General features: G+C 60.4%; 11 protein-coding genes and 1 tRNA gene. 5 read left to right on the forward strand and 7 right to left on the reverse strand.

The window, feature by feature from the left end; all coding sequences use genetic code 11:
• Positions 1-334: 334 nt before the first annotated feature.
• Both moaA and RM533_RS07645 read right to left on the reverse strand, forming a co-directional pair.
• Positions 335-1,363 (reverse strand): GTP 3',8-cyclase MoaA, encoded by a 1,029-nt coding sequence (moaA, locus tag RM533_RS07640; protein ID WP_311340639.1) that lies wholly within the window; start codon positions 1,361-1,363, stop codon positions 335-337.
• A complete protein-coding gene (locus RM533_RS07645; RefSeq protein WP_311340640.1) occupies positions 1,347-2,564 on the reverse strand; it encodes an NnrS family protein in 1,218 nt (405 codons plus the stop codon). The genes moaA and RM533_RS07645 overlap by 17 nt, the downstream gene beginning before the upstream one ends.
• Positions 2,565-3,560: 996 nt before the next feature.
• Between RM533_RS07645 and RM533_RS07650 the strand changes: the two genes are divergently transcribed.
• The 4 genes from RM533_RS07650 to RM533_RS07665 all read left to right on the forward strand — a co-directional run bounded on the left by RM533_RS07650 (position 3,561) and on the right by RM533_RS07665 (position 8,228).
• Complete coding sequence (locus RM533_RS07650) at positions 3,561-3,962, forward strand: hypothetical protein (protein WP_311340641.1); 402 nt, start codon at positions 3,561-3,563, stop codon at positions 3,960-3,962.
• A gap of 755 nt (positions 3,963-4,717) precedes the next feature.
• Positions 4,718-5,902 (forward strand): PepSY-associated TM helix domain-containing protein, encoded by a 1,185-nt coding sequence (locus tag RM533_RS07655; protein ID WP_311340642.1) that lies wholly within the window; start codon positions 4,718-4,720, stop codon positions 5,900-5,902.
• Positions 5,899-6,102, forward strand: coding sequence for a hypothetical protein (locus RM533_RS07660; protein WP_311340643.1), 204 nt, complete (start codon positions 5,899-5,901; stop codon positions 6,100-6,102). Before RM533_RS07655 ends, RM533_RS07660 begins: the two co-directional genes overlap by 4 nt.
• A gap of 29 nt (positions 6,103-6,131) precedes the next feature.
• The gene (locus tag RM533_RS07665) at positions 6,132-8,228 is read left to right on the forward strand and encodes a TonB-dependent receptor (protein ID WP_311340644.1); all 2,097 of its coding nucleotides are present in this window, start codon (positions 6,132-6,134) and stop codon (positions 8,226-8,228) included.
• A gap of 719 nt (positions 8,229-8,947) precedes the next feature.
• Here RM533_RS07665 and fghA read toward each other — a convergent pair.
• From fghA to RM533_RS07690, 5 genes are read right to left on the reverse strand one after another with little or no spacing between them, the layout of a single operon-like run.
• Positions 8,948-9,802, reverse strand: a complete 855-nt coding sequence (gene fghA, locus RM533_RS07670) for an S-formylglutathione hydrolase (protein WP_311340645.1) — start codon at positions 9,800-9,802, stop codon at positions 8,948-8,950.
• Positions 9,803-9,861: 59 nt separating this feature from the next.
• Positions 9,862-11,331, reverse strand: a complete 1,470-nt coding sequence (locus RM533_RS07675; protein ID WP_311340646.1) for an efflux transporter outer membrane subunit — start codon at positions 11,329-11,331, stop codon at positions 9,862-9,864.
• On the reverse strand, positions 11,328-14,708 hold the full coding sequence (locus RM533_RS07680; protein ID WP_311340647.1) for a multidrug efflux RND transporter permease subunit: 3,381 nt from the start codon (positions 14,706-14,708) through the stop codon (positions 11,328-11,330). Before RM533_RS07680 ends, RM533_RS07675 begins: the two co-directional genes overlap by 4 nt.
• A complete protein-coding gene (locus tag RM533_RS07685) occupies positions 14,708-15,853 on the reverse strand; it encodes an efflux RND transporter periplasmic adaptor subunit (RefSeq protein ID WP_311340648.1) in 1,146 nt (381 codons plus the stop codon). Before RM533_RS07685 ends, RM533_RS07680 begins: the two co-directional genes overlap by 1 nt.
• 20 nt (positions 15,854-15,873) lie before the next feature.
• Entirely contained in the window at positions 15,874-18,423 is a 2,550-nt protein-coding gene (locus RM533_RS07690) for a membrane-bound PQQ-dependent dehydrogenase, glucose/quinate/shikimate family (RefSeq protein ID WP_311340649.1), read from the reverse strand.
• Positions 18,424-19,695: 1,272 nt separating this feature from the next.
• Here RM533_RS07690 and RM533_RS07695 point away from each other — a divergent pair.
• Positions 19,696-19,772: transfer RNA gene (locus RM533_RS07695), tRNA-Pro, on the forward strand.
• The last annotated feature ends 944 nt before the right edge of the window (positions 19,773-20,716 follow it).

Consider the following 20,716-nt stretch of genomic DNA (forward strand, 5'->3'; position numbering starts at 1 on the left):
GCGACTGGCGCTCTGGCGCGGCATAGCTTTGGATGATCGTCCGCGTGGCGACTGGCCGCAAGGCGCAAGCGGGATGACCCCTGCGGACACGAGCGGTATCGCAGGGATAGCCACAATCAGGAACATGCGCCCATTGAAATGGCACGCACGAGTGTAGTTGGCCAGCGCGATCGCGGAAACAACGAGGTTGAGCGTCAGCGTGATCGTACGCATCGTTTTAGGCGCGATCCCGGCGAGCGCCAGATAAGCCGATGCGCCGCCATTCCCCACCGTGGCAAAAGCATGGCTGCCAGCCCCGTCGCCATGGCCAGCAGCAGAACGGTGTGTGGCTCTATCAGCCCCCGGTGACGCTCATGTGGCGGGCCGTGGCAGGTCGGGTGAGGTCGAACTGGTGCCGTCGCGGTTTACCCGCGAGGAGATCGTCCAGCGCTGCATCGACCGCCATCGGGCCGCCCTGTCGCAAAATGTCTCGAAGCTCCACTTTCTGCTCATGCCCAAGGCAGCCATAGACAGTTCCGGTTGCAGCAATGCGGATCCGGTTGCAGCCATCGCAGAAGTTGTGGCTCATCGGAGTAATCAGGCCAAGCCGTGTGCCGCTTGGCGCCACGTCATAGTATCGCGCAGGACCGCCGCTTCGGTGAAGCGAGGGTATGAGAGTCCAGCTCTTTTGCAGATCGGCCAGAACGTCCTGCAGCGACAAATAGCACTTCGGTCGATGATCCTCGATTTCGCCAAGCGGCATCGTTTCGATCAATGTCAGATCAAATCCCCGTGCAGAGCACCATGCCAGCATGCGATCGAACTCGTCTGCGTTCACCCCGGCAAGCGCCACCATGTTGATCTTGATGGCAAGTCCCGTTGCCGCCGCCGCTTCAATCCCGTCCAGCACCTGATCGAGCCGGCCGCGTCGGGTAATGCGGGAAAAGCGTTCCGGATCGAGGCTGTCGAGGCTGACGTTGATCCGCCGTACACCGGCGGCAAAAAGCCCCTCGGCATGCCCCGCCAATTGCGTGCCGTTTGTGGTCAGCGTCAGCTCGTCCAAGCCCTTGCCGATACGCGAACCCAGCTCATCCACAAGTTGCATTACATCTCGGCGGACCAGAGGTTCACCGCCGGTCAGGCGGATACGCCGCACGCCACGGGAGATGAGCACGTCAGCCAGGACAATGATATCCTCAAAGCTCAGCAGGTCACGCCGGGGCATGAAGGTCATCTTTTCGGCCATGCAATATCGACAGCGCAAATCGCAGCGGTCGGTCACCGACACACGTACATAGGTGATGTGGCGCCCGAACGAGTCCACCATCGGTGCCGGTTGCAGGGACAGCCGGTCGACTGTTCGTGGGTCAAAGTGCTGGGTCATCAAGCCTCGGCCTGGTCAGGATCGGGAAGTAGAGCAGAACGAAAAGAGCGAACCCGCCAGCCCATAAGGTTGCGGAGAGGTGGATGGACCAGATCCCTTCCAGCCGTTCGACCGCCGTCAGGACTCGCACCACCGCTCCGGCAAAGACGAGAAGATAGGCCAGCGTCAACCCTAATCCGGCCTTCAACGGCCGGCCGGTATGCCCCAGGCTGGCGCGGCTCATCACCGCCAGAATGATGAGACCCATCGCTCCTGCCGTCAGCGCGTGAATGGCTGCGGATCGTGCAACCGCTTCGAATGCCAGATGCAAGCCGAGCAGCCCCAGCCCGAGCGGCAACCACAGATACGCCAGGTGAAGAACGACAACCAGCGGATCAGTAAAGGTGCGCCACCCGCGCCAGCGCGACAGCCGCCACAGATGAGCCAGTGCAGCGGCGAGGAACAGCCAGCCAACCACGGGTGAACTGGGCCACGCAAGCCAACCCAGAAGAGCAACCACTGTCAGGCCCAGCACACGCATATCCGCGGCATTCGGCATCACCGGCATAGAGCCGCCAGCTTTTTCGCGTGCCAGCCAGTTGCGTGTAAAGACGGGAATGATCCGCCCGCCGATCAGACCGATTACCAAGACGGCCAAGGCAAGCCCGAGCCTGAGCCCGAAATCGCGATCAGGAAGGATGCCGCCACCCTCTGCCAGATCGATTGCCGCAGCCACTCCGAAAAGAGCAACAATGATGGCTACGGGCAGATTGCGATTTGCCGACAGAACCACCTCGCGCGCAGCAAAAGCCGCAACAGCGAAGAACAGTGTCAGTTCAAGGATCAGACTTAGCCAGGGGCTGCCCAGACTTGCTGCGAGCGTTACCCTGACGGCGATCCACAACAAGACAAGAATGGCCAGTGGAGCACCGCCCAGAAGCGGCCGACCTGTCCAGTTGGCGATCGCCGTGAGCATGAACCCGATGACCGCAGCGCCGACAAATCCAAACAGCATTTCGTGCTGGTGCCAAGCCAGAGGATCAACGGCCTGACTGAAAACAGGTACACCGGAATACGCCATAACCCAGATGATCACAGCGGCCGCAGCCCAAAGGGCAGCAAACAGGAAAAAAGGCCGAAACGCTCCACGAAGAAACGGTAATTGCGGCCTTGTCAGCGGTCCTGATGGTCTGGGATCATTCATCTGCAGAACTTTAGCCATCCTCCACTAAAGTCCATTGATCCACATCAATCCCTTTACACCAAAAATGTGGTTTGTTGAGCATTGCAGCGTTCGTCAAACGCAACCATGTATTTGAAATAAGCTGTGGGAGGTCATGAGAGTGCCTTCCAACCGCAGTTGTTTAGAAAAGGTGACAAGCATGTTCTGCCCTGAATGCGGCTTGCCGACAGATGCCGGACCGTTCGACCCGCGCCAAGCGACCCACGAGCCGCGCAGTTTTGCTGAACGGATTGGCCTTCTCTGCCGCAGTTGGATGGGAATTGCCAAACCAACGGGCGAGAGGCTTGACCATGCGGCGCATGGGTCAAGATGCTCTGGAGCAAGGGTTGATGCGCAAGCGAAAAAAGATGCTCCGATGGAGCTTCACCATGCCCCTTCAGGAGGAGCAAGGAAGTGAGGATCCATGTCAGACTCCTGGCAAGAACTGCCATTGTTGTGAATAGCAGGCAGCTTTGACGCTATCCACTTGGCGGTAGGCGCTGGCAATCGCGTGGCGGATCGCCCGATGGCCCGGATCGACCTTTTGCTTGGAAGGCACCGCCAAGATCGAAATCGCAGACGACAAGCGGCCAACGACCATAAGTCACTGGCTGTATCTGCAGTTGCGGCGAGGCAGCTGATCGACCGTGGTCCTGTTGCGCCCGCAACTCAAAGAAACCACTTCCAACTGGGCTGAAAGCTTCCCAATCGACGTCGGCGCAGTTTATTGATCGCCGGCCAGTGCAGCAACTCGCTTTCTTGTAGGAACGGCCGGAAAGCGCAATGCGCGACGAGGGATACCGGCACGACATCTGTGGAGCAGCACCTTGTCGCGGCAACCCGGGTTGCCTGAGAGCGGTTGAAGCGACCTCGATCTCGCGACGGGTTTTTCAAACGTCGACTGCATGGTCGCAAATCCGATTCAATTCAGGCTTCGGCTCGGTATCGATGAAGATGCCTGGATCTCCCTCCGCCTGAAGAAGAACCTGTCCCAACGTGTGGGATCTTGGCAGCTGGAACGCCAGCGGCGCTGCTGCGGTCTCGTCGTCGGAAGCTTGGCAACGGCATTCATTTGCTCCCAAAGGCATCATCGTGCTGATCGGCCTTGGCAGTGCTGCAACGCTTACGCGTCAGAGCATTTCCGGGGTTTCGATGTGCCTGCCGGTTGGAATTACCACTATCTTGCCCGGCTGGCTCGTAAAACAGGGTAAGCCTGTAAATTGCATTGCAATGAGCGTAACACCGATGATCGGCACGCAAACTGTCAAACTGATGCTGGAGAGGGGCACCTCGGACCGGACACTGCTCGACGTCCACGATGCGGACGAACGGCCCGCAGTTTCGATCAAGCGGTTGCGGTATATCCATGTCGGCGAACTTACCGAACGACGGAGTTAGCCCGACCAGCCATCTATTCATGCAGTCATGTGCGCGAGCGGTGTGCGGGTGGCGGTGGCGGCAGGCTGGCTCGCCAGCAAGGGTTTTCAGAACCTTGGCATCCCGTTCGGATCAACGGAAGCCTGGCAAGCAGCTCATGAACAAGGCAACGCATCCGAAGGGCTTTCGATGTGAGTGTCCAAGGGATTTCAACAGCCAGACGCAATGCTCAATCCCTGTACATTCCTGAGAGGTGGATAGCAGGTCATCGTTTCCGGAAATATTGCCGATGTTCAGATCTTCGGCACGCCAGCGGGCAATTGCTGCCACGGCCGCTTCGACAGGTATTCTGCCGAAGTTTCAGTACGCCTGATGGCCATCAGAAAAATGCCTGAGTGAGCAACTCCCACCTGTGCCAGAGCCAACGCATTTCAAGCTGTTCGATCCATTGAAAAGACAGTCACCACAAGCTGCATATGGCTGCCTCCTGCGGCGCCCGGTTGAGCAGGCTCTGGTGCCAGCGCACCATCCGCAAGCCCGACTTCAGAGACTGGCCACAACCTCGACGGGCATTGCTGCATGCGTCTCCAATTGGCCGGCAGCGGCACCTTGCCGGCTGCTTCGGCAGCAAAGTCTGCTCTCCTCGACTTGACGATGCAACTTGCAGCGGGCGGCTTGCCGCTGATCCGTATGGAACGACACAGAACAGTCGCACCGCGACAGGATAACTCCGAAAACAGGTTGTTGTTGCAAAGCGGTCGCATTATCAGCGGCGGGTGAATCGCACTGCTATCCGGAACTGGTATCTCATCCACAAATGGAGCAGCCTTGTGCCGACTTTGTTTGTGCTGATGCTGTGTTTGACCGGTCTGCCGCTCATCTTCCATGATGAAATCGAGGCAATTACCGGCCAGGATTACGAAGCGGCTTTAGCAGGGACGCCGTCTGCTCAGGACGGGCTGCCGCTGGACATGATGCTGGCACATGCGATGGCCGGACGACCGGGCGAAGTGCCGCTGTTCATGGCTTTCAGTCAGAACAGTTCGCTTTTGACGATCACCACCGGTCCTGCGCCGGATGCGGCTGCTGGCGACATGACGCTTCTGTTTCTTGATCGTGCAAACGGCGCATCGCTTGGCCCGGCCCCTGCCGGCGGGTTCATGGAGTTCCTGCTCAATCTGCATACCGACATGCTGCTCGGCCTGCCAGGAATGTTGTTTCTTGGTGTCATGGGCCTCAGCCTGGTGCTGGCTCTCGTGTCCGGCACTGTGCTTTATGCGCCCTTCATGCAGCGACTGCGTTTCGGAACTGTTCGCAGTGGCAAAAACAGGCGTGCCGCGCGTCTGGATCAGCATAATTTCCTTGGCATCGTCATCCTCGCCTGGGCGCTGATCATCGGTCTGACCGGAGCGATAAACGCTTTTGCCGATCCGCTCACCGATAGCTGGCGCGAAGGTGAGATGGCTGAAATGACTTCGGCGTATGTAAATGCAGAGCCGTTGCTGCCGGCGCGTTACGGATCGCTGGATCAGGCGATGGCCTCTGCGCAACAGGCTTTGCCGGGCCGCTCGCCCCAGTTCATCGGCTTTCCTGGCGGAGACTGGAGTTCGCCGCATCATTATGCCATCTTCTTTCAGGGCGACCGTCCGTTGACCCGGCATCTGCTTACCCCGGCGCTCGTGGATGCAGAAGATGGTACGTTGACCGCGGCGCGAACGATGCCTGCGCTCAACCAGGCGCTGATGATGTCCAAGCCGCTGCACTTCGGCGATTATGGCGGATTGCCGCTGAAACTGCTTTGGGCGCTGCTGACGCTGGTGATGATATGGGTGCTGTGGACCGGCATCATGCTCTGGCTTGGCCGCCGGCCCGGTCATGTCGAACGGCGCGTCGATGCGCTTGTGGCCGGTGCTGCGCTCGATGATGGCGAGCCTGCAGGCGTCGCCGGGATGACCGCATGAGCCGCTCCAGTCGCACCTCTGCCAGGCAGTCTGTGAGCCGGGTGTTTGCCTGGCCGCTGGTGCTGGCTGCTGCAAGCCTTGCCGGACTGATCCTGGGTCTGACTGGCGACGGTGTCCTGGATGTCCTGTCCTGCCTGCTGATTGGTCTGGTTCCCATCTCTATCGTAGCCGCATGGCTGCGACGCGAAACGCCTCAGTGACACATCCTTATCCTTGCGAAAGATTCTCCATGCATTCTGGCACACGCGGCTTACCCATCCTTGTCATAGCAAGCGCGTTGAGCGTATCTTCCCATGCGCAACAGGCAGATGAGCTGATCATCGTCACTGCCCAGCGCGAAAACGAATCCACTGTCCGCAACTCGGCTGATGCAGGTGTCCTGGGCAACAAGCTGGCCGAGGACCTGCCCTTTGCGGTGCGGTCCTATGATGAATCGCTTATCCTCAACCAGCAGCCACAGACGCTGGGCGAAGTCCTGGAAAACGACCCGACCATTCGCACCACGTACGGGTTTGGCAACGGGGCCGAACAATTCGTCATTGGCGGGTTCACCCTGTTTGGTGACGATATCGGACTGAATGGCCTCTATGGCATCACGCCGCGCCAGCTCATTGCGCCCGAATTGTTCGACAGCGTGCAGGTGCTGAACGGCGCCAGCGCTTTTCTCAACGGTGCCGCACCGGGCGGATCAGGCCTTGGCGGCAGCGTAAATCTGGTGCTGAAACGCGCGCAAGGCCAGCCTCTTACGCGGACGACGCTTGGCTATACCGGGAATGCGCATCCTGGTGGCAGCTTCGACGTTGCACGGCGCTTCGGCAGCAGTGGCGCATTCGGCGTGCGGGTCAACGGCGCCTATCGCAGTGGCGAACTGGCAATCGATGGCGAGGACCGCCGATCGCAGGTGCTTGGCGCAGGCTTTGATTTTGACGGTGGCAATGTTCGCGCAGCGCTTGATCTTGCCTATCAGGAAATCCGCATCGACAGCCTGCGTCCCAAGGTGACGATTGGCAGCGCCGCTATTCCTGACGTTCCCCAAGCGGATGCCAATTACGCGCAGGATTTCGCGTTTACCGAACTGCGCGACGTGTTCGGCACCCTGTCACTGGAATACGACATCGCGGATGACGCGCTCTTCTATGCCAAGGCAGGCGCCCGGGATGGGCGCGAGGACGGCATTTACGACACCATCACCGTGCTGGACGCAACCACCGGCGCTGCCAGTGGCACGGCGCTGATCGTGCCGCGGACAGACAACAATGAGGCAGTCGAGGCCGGGCTGCGGGTGCAGCTGGGCAATACGGTTACGCATGAGATCAATTTTGGCGGTAACGCTGTGTGGCAGACCAACCGCAATGCCTTTGATTTCCTGGGTCCGGCATTTGCGACTAATATTTACGAGCCGGTGCAAGTCGACCTGCCTGCCTCCAGCTTTGCAGGCGGCGATCTGGACGATCCTTTCCCGCTGGCCAAGATTAGTCAGTTCAGCGTTTTTGCATCCAACACAATCGGCCTGTGGGATGACAACATCCTGCTCACCGGCGGGCTGCGCTTGCAGACGATCAACGTGAAAAGCTTCAGTTTCGCCAACGGCGCGTTGGTTGGCGAATATGATGAGAACGCCGTTACACCGGTTGTCGGACTGGTCGTCAAACCGGTTAACGGGTTATCACTCTATGCAAATCGTATCGAGGCGCTGCAGCCGGGCGCGACGGCGCCGATTGATCCTGCTGTTATCAACCCTGGCGAAGTTCTCGCGCCGCGCCGTTCCACGCAATATGAGATCGGCGGCAAGGTGCAGCTGGGGTCGCTTTTTGCAGGAGTCGGAGTCTACCAGATCGAACGGCCCGGAGAAGGGCTGCTGGCGGACGGCAGCTTTGGCTACATCGGCGATCAGCGCCATCGCGGAGTGGAATTCATCCTCAACGGCGAGATCGCACCGGGTTTGCGGTTCATCGGCGGCGGCGCATACACCCACGCTGAATTGGTAGGCGGGAACAACGTCGCGGGCGTGCCCGAGATCACCGCAAATGCAGACATCGAATGGGACTTGCCCTTTGCACCCGGTGTCACCGTAACGAGCCGTGCAGTCCATACAGGTGAGCAGTTTGCCAATGTTTCCAACTCACTTGAAATAGGGAGCTGGACCCGATTTGATCTTGGCGCGCGCTACGTATTTGTGGCAGGAGAAACACCGGTCACATTACGGCTTACGGTCGATAACATTGCCGATGAAAGATATTGGGCATCGGCGTTCGATGTATTTTCCACAGCCCTGCTGCAAGGCCAGCCGCGCACGGTCAAGGCATCGATCTCAGCCGATTTCTAGCTTTGTAAAGCAGTTGATCGACCAGTCGCAGCAAGCAGCGACTTCGAGAATGAGCGACACCCGGCGTGGCGGCGCAGGCGAATGTCGAGAGCGCTTTGCTTGCCGATGCACCCGCTTTTGTGATGGCCCACCAGCCCAGCGCGTTTCCCCGCCGCCGCATGCCCGTGGTATCCATCCTTGATGTGCCGGACAACATACTGATTGCCCGCCAGATGTATCGCGCTCGTGCAGGCGAGCCCGATACAGGCGGCAACGCTCCGTGGACGACTGGGATGTCCCACATTACAGGCTTTGACCAGCATCCGCCGATCCGTACGCGGCCTCCTGATCCGTGCCTGTGTCGCGACAAAGGCCGGCGCGACCAGCGTTGCGTCGGTCGGTTCGCAGAGCATCAGTGTCGATCTTACAGCTAAACCCTGCCGTGACGGCATGAGCGGCATGGCCGATCCCCATTGCGTGCTATCGTTTATCGGCAAGCCCCGGTGTACCGGATGCGGCCTCCCTCTCATATCGGTCACAGCAAGTGTTCAAAGCCCGGCTGTAGGAAAGCTTTAAGCCTGCTCTCCGCCAGAGCGTGTGACCAACAGCTCCGGTTTTCGGTTTATCAAGGCATCTGTCGCTTGCGGTCGCGATGATCGGGCAACAACGCGGTCAGGAGTCTCACGCGCTCTGAAGAGCAAGGGGTGAAGAACCACGGGCAGGTGCCAGAGCCATCCTCCTCATTCGTGCGCTGTGTGCTGCTTCAACCTTGCTGCATGCCATTCAACATGATCGCTCATGAAGGTCGAAATGAAGAAATAGGAATGGTCATAACCTTCCTGCATGCGGATGGTCGCGTCAATGCCGGCTTGCGTGCAGGCCTGATGAAGCAATTGCGGCTTCAGCTGCTCGGTCAAGAACTGATCGGCCGTTCCCTGATCCACCAGCAGTTCGGAGAGCCGCGCGCCATCTTCGATCAAGGCAACTGCATCATAGGGGCGCCATGCCTGCCGGTTTGTTCCAAGATAATTCGAAAAGGCCTTTTCGCCCCAGCTGCACTGCATGGGAGCACACAGAGGTGCAAATGCGCTGACCGAGCGGAACCGCTGTGGATTGCGCAGGGCAATCGTCAGCGCACCATGCCCGCCCATGGAATGGCCGGTAATCGACTGTCGCGCAAAATCGGCGGGAAACTGGCTCCTGACAATGGCGGGCAGCTCCTCCTCGACATAGGATCGCATGCGGTAATTGGCCGCCCAGGGCTGCTGCGTGGCATCAACGTAAAAGCCTGCACCAACGCCCAGATCATAGTCCGCATCATCGGCCACGCCCTCTCCGCGCGGACTGGTATCAGGGGCGACAAGAATGATGCCATGGCGCGCACAGGCAGCGCGATACTCCCCCTTTTCCACGACATTGGCCGCAGTGCAGGTCAGTCCCGACAGATACCACAAAACGGGCAGAGTGGCGCCTGGCGCATGATCGGGCACAAAGACACCGAACGCCATGTCCCGCCCGGCGCTGCCGGAGGCATGCGAATACATCCCTTGCACTCCGTCATGGCTGCGATGCTCCCAAATTGTTTTCATTGTCATGGACTCGCCCTTGTCCTGCGACCGGTGCGGCAGGCGCAGGGTCAATTCGTGCCGCTACATTATTGCGGCAACCCCCCACCCAGCGCAACGTAAAGGTTCACACTGGCACGCAGATACGCGCTGCGCGTGGCCAGCAACTGCTGCTGCGCTGCAAACAGATTGCGCTCCGCATCAAGCACTTCCAGGTAATCTGCCACACCTTCACGGTAACGCAGCTGAGCGATATGCGCGATCTGGCGCAGCGCTTCCAGCCCGCGTTCCTGCGCCTCGATCTGTTCAGTCAGCCAGCGCCGCCCCGCCAAGGCATCCGATACTTCGCGAAAAGCGTTCTGCACCGTCAGATCATAATTGGCGAGCTGCTCCGCCTCTTGTGCAAGAGCCAGATCGACCTGCGCGCGCCGTGCACCTGCATCGAAGATCGGCAGGCTGATCCCCGGGCCGAACGACCATGTAAACCCATCTTTTTCAAAGAGACCGCCCAGCGCGTCGGATGCAAGACCCGCTGTTCCTGTCAACGAGATGGTGGGGAAGAAGGCAGCCCGCGCGGCCCCGATATTGGCCCGCGAAGCGCGCAATTGTTCTTCTGCGGCAAAGATGTCCGGGCGCTGCAGCAGCAGCGCGGATGGCAGACCGGGTTCAAGCCGCAGCTGGTTGTTCTGCTCGGCCAGCAGCAGCCCTGCCGGCAGGTCGTCCGGGAAGCGTCCGCCAACCAGCACCTGTAGATTGTTGCTGAACTGCGCGGCTTGCAATCTTTGCGCCACCAACTCCTGCTGCGCCTGGGTCAGCAGGCTTTCGGCCTGCCTGAGCGGCAGGGCCGAGGTTACGCCGGCATCCAGTCGCAGCTGCGCGATACGCAACCCCTCTGCCCGGCTTTCAGCTGTCTGTCGGGCAAGTTCCACGCGCTCCTGCGCTTCGATTAACTGGTAGTAATTGGCCGCCACATCGCCGATCAGCGACAGGTAGAATGCCCGTTGAGCACCGATCGTCGCCAGATATTGTGCACGGGCCGCCTCGCTCAGATTGGCGACCCGACCCCAGAAGTCGAGCTCGAACGAGGATATGCCGACGCCTACGTCAAACCTGTTCAGCGTTACCGAGGATGGCGTTGCGACATCGGGCGCCGAAGGGTCTCCCACCCCGCCATCGCCTGTTCCAATTGCACCAAGGCCGCCGGTCAGAGGTGTGCGGCTGCGGATCGCACTGGCGGCCGCTGCGACCGTTGGCAAACGCCGGCTGTCCTCGATGGCGTAGCGCGCCCGGGCCTGCTCGATGCGCGCGGTTGCGGCAACCAGATTGCGGTTGTTTGCAAGAGCAGACGCCAGCAGCCTTTCAAGGCGCGGGTCGGGGAAAAAAGAGGACAATGCAACCTCAGAAGCACTGACGCCGCCAAAAGGGAAGTAATCGGGTTCGTATCGGACCGGCGTCGGCAACGGCGGCTGTACGTGATCAGGGGCAAGGTTGACGCACCCGGTCATCACGCCGGCAAGCACCAGCACCGAGATTGCGCGTGCGACGGTTCCGGCAGTCATGTGCGCTCTCCTGCAGGCTTGTCGCTGGCCGGATCGGCAACTGCATCGAAGCCAATGCCGACCTCGGCCTCGTGCCTGGGATCCTGTTTGCTGAACTTCTTGGTGCTCACCCACCTGCGGACAAGCAGATACAGCACAGGGATGATGAAAATGCCGATACCGGTCGCAGCGATCATGCCGCCCATGACGCCGGTGCCAACCGCAATCCGGCTCGCCGCACCTGCGCCGGAGGACAGCACCAGCGGCAACATGCCCAAAGCAAAGGCAAGCGACGTCATGATGATCGGGCGCAGACGCAGCAGTGCCGCCGATTTCACCGCCTGCATCGGGGTCAGCCCGCGCTCCTCCTCCTCGATTGCAAATTCGACGATGAGGATGGCGTTCTTGGCCGCAAGCCCGATGATGGTGATCAGACCCACGTTGAAATAGATGTCAGCGTTGAGCCCGCGAGCCAGCGAGAACACGACAGCACCGAACACTCCTGTTGGCACGACAAGCAGCACCGCAAGCGGTATCGCCCAGCTTTCATAAAGCGCCGCCAGCAGCAGGAACACGATCAGGAGCGACAGGCCAAGCAGCAGCGCGATCTGCCCGGCGGACTGTTTTTCTTCGTAACTGATACCTGTCCATTCATAGTCGATGCCTGGCGGCAGGCTGGCCGCAAGCTGCTCCATCTCGGCCAGAGCGTCGCCTGATGCCATGCCGGGCGCAGCTTCACCCGACAGGGTCATGGCTGGATAGCCGTTGTAACGGGCAAGCGCCGGCGGTCCTGCGCTCCATTCCGCCGTGGCGAAGCTGCTGAATGGCACCAGATCGCCTTCCGCATTGGGGATGCGCAAGGTCAGCACATCCTGCGGTGTCATCCGGTAGGGAGCATCCGCTTCCACCAGCACCTGCAGCACCCGCCCCTGACGGGTAAAGTCATTGGCGTAGGCAGATCCGAAACTGATGGAGAGCGCAGCGTTCACATCTGCAATGGACAGGCCGAGCGCACTTGCCTCCAGCCGGTCGATATTGAGTTGAAGCTGCGGCGCAGGTTGCTGGTCCTCCGGGCGCAGGTTGACGATGACGTCGCTCTGGAATGCTGCCCCAAGCAATTGATCGCGCGCCGCCGTCAGCGCTTCGCGACCGACCCCGCCCCGGTCCTCGAGCTTGAAGGAAAAGCCGCTGGCGTTGCCAAGCGCAGGGATCGGTGGCGGCTGCACCACAAAGGCGATGCCGTCCTGAAGCGCGCCAAAGGCAGCGCCGGCAATGGCGGCAAGGGCACTGGCATCATTGGCATCGCCTGACCGCTCGTCCCAAGGCTTGAGCGTGACGAACATCATCGCATTGTTCTGGCCAACCCCGAAGAAGCTGAAGCCGCGGATGATCAGCACATCGTCGACTTCCGGCTGCGATGACCAGAACTGCGCAACAGGCTCGATCACTTCCTCCGTGCGGTCGCGGGTGGCACCCGGCGGCGCCTGGACGATCGTGAACAGCGCGCCCTGGTCCTCTGTGGGAAGGAAAGCGGTCGGCAGACGCAGGAACAGCAGGACAGTGACTGCAAAGAGCGCGAGAAAGGCGGCCAGTGACCGCATCGGGCGCGACAGCAGACGATCATTGGCCCGGCCATACCGTGTCGTCATGCGTCCGAACCACCCGTTGAACCGGGTAAAGATCATCTGCGTAAACGCGGTTATCCGGCTCCAGACACCCTTTGCCCCGGCCCCGCGCGCGGCTGGATCGTGCGCATCGGCAATCCGATCATCTGCGTCATGGTAATCGGCATAATCGTCGCTTGCGGAAATGTTGCCAGCATGCGGCGCGATGCGTCGTTCTGACGTTGCAGGATGGTCGGACGGCTGCGGCACGGCTCCTTTTGCATCGCCATTGTGGATCGGCTTCAGGAAAGCTGCGCACAGCGCCGGCGTGAGCGTCAGGGCCATGAGTGCGGAAAAGAAGATGGAGATCGCCAGCGTGACCGAGAACTGCCGGTAAATTCCCCCTGTCGATCCGGGAAAGAACGCCATGGGCAGAAATACGGCGATCAGCACCAGCGTGATGCCGATGATTGCGCCTGTGATCTGGTCCATCGCCTTGCGCGTGGCTTGCAACGGAGGAAGTCCCTCCTCGCGCATGATCCGCTCGACATTCTCGATCACGACGATCGCATCATCGACCAGGATGCCGATCGCCAGCACCATGCCGAACAGCGAAAGGACATTGATGGAATAGCCGAACATCCACAGGCCAAGGCAGGCACCGGCAAGCGCGATCGGCACGACAAGCGTCGGAATGACAGTTGCCCGCCAGCTTTGGAGGAACAGCAGCATGACCAGGAACACCAGCGCCATTGCCTCGACCAGCGTCTTGACCACTTCCTCCACCGAAAGCTCGATGAAAGGTGTCGTATCGTAAGGGATTGACCACTCGAGCCCCGGCGGCAGCGTGCCTTCCAGTTCGGCCATCCGTGCACGCACACCTTCTGCCGCGCCCAATGCATTGGCTCCGGTTGCAAGCTGCACCGCCATGGCGGCGACCGGCTGACCATTGAGCGATGCAGAAGATGCATAGCTCTGCGCGCCGATTTCCACCCGCGCAACATCGCCCAGCCGCACGACCGCTCCGCCGGTCTGCGCCCGCAGGATGATCTGTTCGAATTCCTGCACGGCCGAAAACCGGTCCTGCGTCACGATGGTGGCGGTAATCTGCTGATCGGAAGCGGTCGGTTGCCCGCCGATGGAGCCGCCCGCGCTTTGGCTGTTCTGTTCGCGCACGGCGGCAAGCACCGCCGTCGGCGACAGGTTGAAAGCCGCCAGCCGCTGCGGATCGAGCCAGATGCGCATCGCATATTCGGAGCCGAACAGCTGGATATCGCCGATGCCCTGCACCCGGCGCAATTCGTCGATCACCTGCGTCGAGGCAATGTTGCCAAGATCGATGCTCTCAAACTCGCCCGATGGCGAAGTCAGCGCAACGATCATCAAAAATCCACTGTTGGCCTGGCGCACAGTGATGCCCTGACGGCGCACTTCCTCGGGCAGGCGCGCCTCGATCGTGCTCAGGCGGTTCTGAACCTCTGTCTGCGACAGGTCGATGTCCGTTCCTGCCTCGAACGTAACCGTGATCGAGGCGGTGCCGTTCGCCTCGCTCGACGAGGACAGGTAGAGCAGATTTTCGACGCCATTCAGCTGCTGCTCGATAATCTGGGTGGCATTTTGCTCAAGCGTCTCGGCGCTGGCTCCGGGATACACGAGCGAGATCGTCAGCGATGGCGGTGCGACTTGCGGATATTGCTCGATCGGCAGTGCTCGCAGCGCAATGAACCCTGCAAGCAGGATGCCCAGCGCAAGCACCCAAGCAAAGACCGGGCGGTCGATAAAGAAGCGCGGCATCAGGGTCTGGCAACCTGAGCGGATGCGCCTGCGGCCGCAGATGCGCCGATCGGCTGGACCGGCATGCCTGGCCGGATCTTCTGAAGATTGGAAGTAATGATGCGGTCGCCCACCTCAAGTCCGCTGGTCACGATCCAGTTCTTGCCCACCAGCTGGCCAAGCTCGATGCGGCGCTGCGCAGCCTTGCCATCCTTGTCCAGCGCCAGCACCGTGCCGCCGCTGTCGGTCACGGTTACTGCGCCTTGAGGTACCACGATGCCGGACCTGGTCTGCCCGACATAGAGTTTTGCACGCACGAACTCTCCGGGCAGCAGCAGCCCTGCCGGGTTTGGAAACTTGGCGCGAAGCTGGACGGTGCCGGTCGCCTGGTTGACGGAAAAATCCAGGAAGTCGATAGCGCCGGCCACCGGGTACACCGACCCGTCGCCAAGTGTCAGCCGCACCTCGACCTGATCGCCATCGCCGAGCTCGTAAGTGCCGTCCGAGATGCCTCGCCTGAACCTTTGAAGCTCGCTGGCGCTTTCGGCAAAGGTCACATAGATCGGCGACAATTGCTCGATCCTGGTGAGCAGCGTGGCTTCAGGCTGGCTGACCAGCGCGCCTTCGGTCACCTGGGCGCGGCCAGCACGGCCCGAGATCGGCGCCCGCACCGTGGTATAGCCAAGGCGCAGCGACGATTCGTCGAGCTGCGCCTTTACCTGCATGACATTGGCCGATGCTTCGCGCGATGCAGCCAGTGCAGCGTCGAACTCCTGCTGGCTGATGGCGTTTTCCGACACCAGCGGGCGATAACGCTTCACGACCGCCTCTGCGTTGGCAGCGGTGGCCTGTGCGCGTCTGAGGCTGGCCTGAATCTGTGCATAGCTGGCCTGCAGTTCGGCAGGATCGATGCGGAACAAGGGTTGCCCGGATCGCACGTCGGTGCCTTCTTCATAAAGGCGGCGCTGGACTATGCCGGTGACGCGTGCGCGCACCTCTGCTGTGCGGACAGGTTCAACCCGGCCCGGCAGTTCGATGATGTTGGGGATCACCTGCGTGCCGATCGTCATCACCTGCGCGGGGATCGCCTGCGGCGGTGCTGGCTCCTCCTCCTGTCCACAGGCCGCGACAAGCAGCATCAGCATTGCGGCAATCGTTCTGGACATTCTCGTGGTCTTTCGCGTGATCATGGTACCGAACTGCCGGCCGGCACGCTAGGCAGGGCATAGGCGATAACCGAATCGCCCAGTTTGGTTCCGATATATCGGTGTCCGCCAGCAACCTGCAGCACGATCTGCCGCCCGTCGCGGGCAAGATAGGTTATCGGTGTCGACTGTCCTCCCGCAGGCAGCCGGGCACGCCACAAAACCTTGCCCGTAGCAAGATCGTATCCGCGCAGGTAATTGTCGGCAGCGGCTGCAAGAAATGCGACCCCGCCGCGCGTGACGATCGGCCCGCCGATACCCGGGACGCCCAGCTTGAACGGTACCGGCACCGGCGCAAGGTCGCGCACCGTGCCATTGATGTGGCGGTACATCGTCTTGCCCGTCGTCATGTCGACTGCCTGTACAAAGCCCCATGGTGGTTGCTGACACGGAAGACCCAGTACAGACATGAATGGCTTCACGATGGAGGCATAGGGTGCGCCGAAATTTTCGTTGCCCAGCCCGTATTGGGGCGAGCTGACGATCGGCGTCAGACCGTCCGGCCGCCTGACCATCTGCGCTGTAAACCCAAGATAGACCGGCATTGCAAACAGCATCTGACGTTCCGGGTCCACTGCGACCGACCCCCAATTGAGGACGCCGTAGCTGCCCGGATATGTGAGCGCCCCGTTCGTGGTAGGCGGCGTGAAACGGCCTGCATAATCGAGTTTCTGAAATGCAATCCGGCACAGCATCTGGTCAACCGGGGTAACTCCCCACATCCGGGCGCCAGTGGCAACAGGCGGGGCAAACGAGATGGCAGACACAGGCTGCGTCGCAGAAGGGCGCTCACCCGCAAGAGCATTCTGCGAAACTGGGATCTCCCGCACTGGCAGCAGGGGCTTGCCCGAACGACGGTCGAGGACAAAAATGTCCCCCTGCTTGGTCGGCTGGACCAGCGCAGGAACCCTGCGCCCGCCTATGGTCAGGTCGACAAGCGAAGGCTGGGCGGGAACATCGTAGTCCCACAGATCATGATGCACCGTCTGGAACACCCAGGCGACTTTTCCAGTAGCGGCATGAACGGCCGTGATGGAGGAAGAAAACCGCTCCACCGCGTCCGAACGGTCAGGGCCCCATTGATCGGGGGAGGCATTGCCCATCGGCAGATACACCAGATCAAGCTCAGCATCATAGCTCGCGACACCCCAGCTGTTCGGTGTGTTCGGCGTGTAGGTAGCACCGGCCCGCAGCGGCGAGATCGCATCGGGATTGCCGGAATCGAAATTCCAGATCAACGCGCCGGTTCGGCTGTCGAATGCGCGCACGACTCCTGCGGGCAATTGCGTCGACAAATTGTCACCGACTGCGCCACCCACCACGATCCGGTCACCGGCAACCAGGGCAGGAGAGGTGGAATAATATGCAGTCGGGCTCACGTTGGGCATGCCCTGCCACAAATTAACCGTCCCATCGTCTCCGCCAAACCCCGGGCAGATTACTCCCGTTGTGGCGCTGATCGCAATCAGGCGCGCATCGCGTGTGGTCAGAAAGATGCGCTTCAGACAATCTGCGCGCTGCGGGCGGAAATTGGCAGTGCCAAGGGAAGCAGGCACGTTCGGGTTGGGCGCGCCTGGCTCTGCCTGACCCGTGACGATGTTCTGCGCTACACCGGCGGCGTTCCTCGTCACCTGACGACGGCTCGCGGCAACCAGTGCCGCGGCATCGGCAGCAGTAGGCACTCCTTTACCGGAAACGGCCCAGCCTCTGCCCGAAGCATCATCGTAGCTGAGCCCGCGGCAGGTAACGTAGTGAGAAAGCTTTGGATTGAGGCCCACAAGCTGCGGGTCGAACCGCCACCGCACACGGCCGGTGCTCGCATCGAGCGCAATGACCTCGCTGCGCGGCGTGCACAGGTAGAGGGTGTCGCCGATCATCAGCGGCGTGGTTTCAAACGCGGTTCCGGCAAGTTCGGGGTGAATGTCGCCGGCGTGAAATTCCCACAGCTTTTCCAGGCTTGACACGTTGCCGGGCGTGATCTGGGCCAACGTGGAGTAGCGCAAACCGTCGTTGGTCCCGCCATAGGCAAGCCATTGCGAACCTGCACCCTGTTCTGCCACGACCTGCGCGCTGCCGCTCGAGCCAGCAGCCGGCGTGGCGGCAATGTCATGCGGATCGTTGAGCATCGCTATCCCGCCAAGGATGATGCTGAACGCGATCACTCCTGCCAGCAGGGGAAGTTCAGCAATCCGCCTTCCGGAAGAAAGTGCGCCAATGCGATCGCCGCGTCGGCGGTGCCACGCGGCCACGATGAGAAGGGCGGCGCCGATTACGATCAGCAGACCGCCACGTGGCGCAAGCGCCCACCAGTCAAGGCCTACCTCCCACAATCCCCATCCCAGCGCAAAGACCAGCGCAGCGGCATAAAGCAGGAGCGCGCCCGCGCGCCGCATGAGGGAAAGTCCGCCTGAACCGACAAGCAGCAGGCCAAGCACGATGTAGCCCCAAGATCCGCCCAAAATCGCAAGATTGATGCCGCCTGCAAGCAGCGCGAACCCGAGCAGGAGAGTAATCAATCCAAGAACGATCATCGTGCGTCCTGCCGGCGGGTAAGGCTGCGCCTTTGTGCAGAAGGCGAGCTGATGATGGAGGTGCTTGCAGATTGCACCTCATCAAGCGGTTCTCCACCTGCCCTAGACGTTAGGTGGGGCAAATCAAATCCTTTCGTGCTGCACTGCGACATGCCACATGGCGCACGCCTCAAGCCTGCGCCAGCCCCGACCGTGCCCGATTGCTCGGCAATGGTCAGCTGGGAAATTCAACAGAAATGAAAAACGGGTGGCATGCTGGTCTCTCCGGCGTCAGCTAATCTGGCCGAGCTGCAATTTACAAACCTCAAGGCAGGGCCGACAATTGCTCCTTAAAAGCAAACGCTTCCGACGTGCCCGGCGTGCCGACGCTGGAATGCCTGATCCTGGCAGGCGGGAGAGGCGCAATGGTGCTGCCTGTTGCGACCACAGTCCGAGCCACGCGCATGGACGCGTGCGCAACGAGACCTTGAGAGCATGCGACGATCTGCGCCCGACCGCATCTGTTACCTTGAGATGTGATGCCAAGCCAGCTCTTGCGTCCTGACCTGGGCAGCAGCGAGAGCGCCTGCAGCACAGATGGCGGCGGTATCAGCAGGCCTGCACATGCGGTTGGCCTTGCTCATCAGGCCAGCTATACTTGGTGGCAAGCGCCCCCGTGATTTGGTGCGGGTGATCTGGTGAGGCTACCTGCTCGCAACCCAGCCACTTCTTGACCGAAGCAGATCGAAGCGGAACGCGGAGGCAGTCCGCTGCGTCAAGGATCGACGAACTCCCGCAATCTGTGCTGCTCCGCCTCCCAAATGTCAGCGCCTGAAAGGGATGATAATCAGGCCGCTGGGAATCAGCCATCCCGGCAGACGGCGGCACTCGCTGGCTCCACCCCTGCTGGCCTTAACGCCAACGCAAACGCCCCTGCTTCTGACCGAGCATTGGTGGCAGCCAGCTTTGCGCCCTGATGTGAACAAGCCCCGGCGGGAACGGCGATGAAGCGCAACTCGTCAGCGCAATCTTAACGATGACCGGGCAAACACCGGGCGGCGCACAGTTCATGCTTGCCATCGGCATTGCGCAACCTGTGCAAGGCTGCACGGCCGACGCCAATCAGCGCATCGTCAGCGTTGCTAACCTGCTGGCGCGTCATCCGTGCCGGTCAACCCTGCCGCTGGACAAGGCAACGACAGCCAAGGCACACGGCCACTTCCAAATTTGCGGTGCTGCATCTTATGTTTATGCTTGCGGGGCCAAGCGGTCGTGCCCTAAGGCGACCCCAGTCGGGGAGTGGCGCAGCCCGGTAGCGCGTCTGCTTTGGGAGCAGAGGGTCGCAGGTTCGAATCCTGTCTCCCCGACCATTCTACCTTTTTCATGTGAAATCATTAATTACGTCGCTCATGACGCTTCCTGTTGGGCAGGACCGTTTGGCCTCGTGGATCGCTCTGCGCGACGCTGGTGTCTAGACGACATCGTAGCTAGTCAGTCCTCATTCTCGTATGGTTTACGGAGGCTGGAACACCTGTGGGCAAGCGCAAACTCTCAGTGGCTTATCGCTCGTGAGAGCAGACCCGAAACGCAATGCAGCTCCAATCAAGCTTCGACATCTGGGATGAATTGTCGAAGAACCCTGAACCGGGATTTAGGTACACAGGAACCTACCCCCTGATTGAGCTGCGCCATTCACTATACGCTTTCCTGCTTCTCCGAACCGCCCTCATAGAAGACCGAAGCGGAACCGGCCTTCGCAAGCTTTTGAAGGAAGCTGAAGAACAAGAGCTTATCTCGTCGGCCGAGATACGAAACTATGAAGAGCGGCTGAAAAGATAAGATCTCCTTTGGCAAATATCATTCGGCTTCGGCACAATCTCGTTGCGCATCGCTCCGAATCATTAACGCTGCAGGATATGCAAGATCAGTTTCCGGTTAAACGTCATGATCTCAAAAAATGAATAGCGTTATATCGGGAGATCGCAGCGGAAGCTTTCGTAACCAGTTGAAAGATCTGGCCACAGAAGCATGGTCAATAGTAAAAACGCCCCGCCAACAAGTAAAATCCATGAGGATGCATTGATCGAATTTAACCCGAATTGAACTGTTGGAAAGTAGATAAGAGCAGGGCATCAGAATAACGACAACAAACTTCGACACGCTTTGCAACCCTGTTATCAGGCTTCTAACGGAAGAGGCGTGCCAATTGTCACCACGGGCTGTCCTCATGTGTCGGGCGTCAAATCTTCCCGAGTGATACCCGCAAAGCTTGTAGTACCATCCTGCGGGATCGCAGCATCGGGTCCTCGAAGCA

This window comes from Croceicoccus esteveae, assembly GCF_031846435.1.
GTDB classification, from domain to species: domain Bacteria; phylum Pseudomonadota; class Alphaproteobacteria; order Sphingomonadales; family Sphingomonadaceae; genus Croceicoccus; species Croceicoccus esteveae.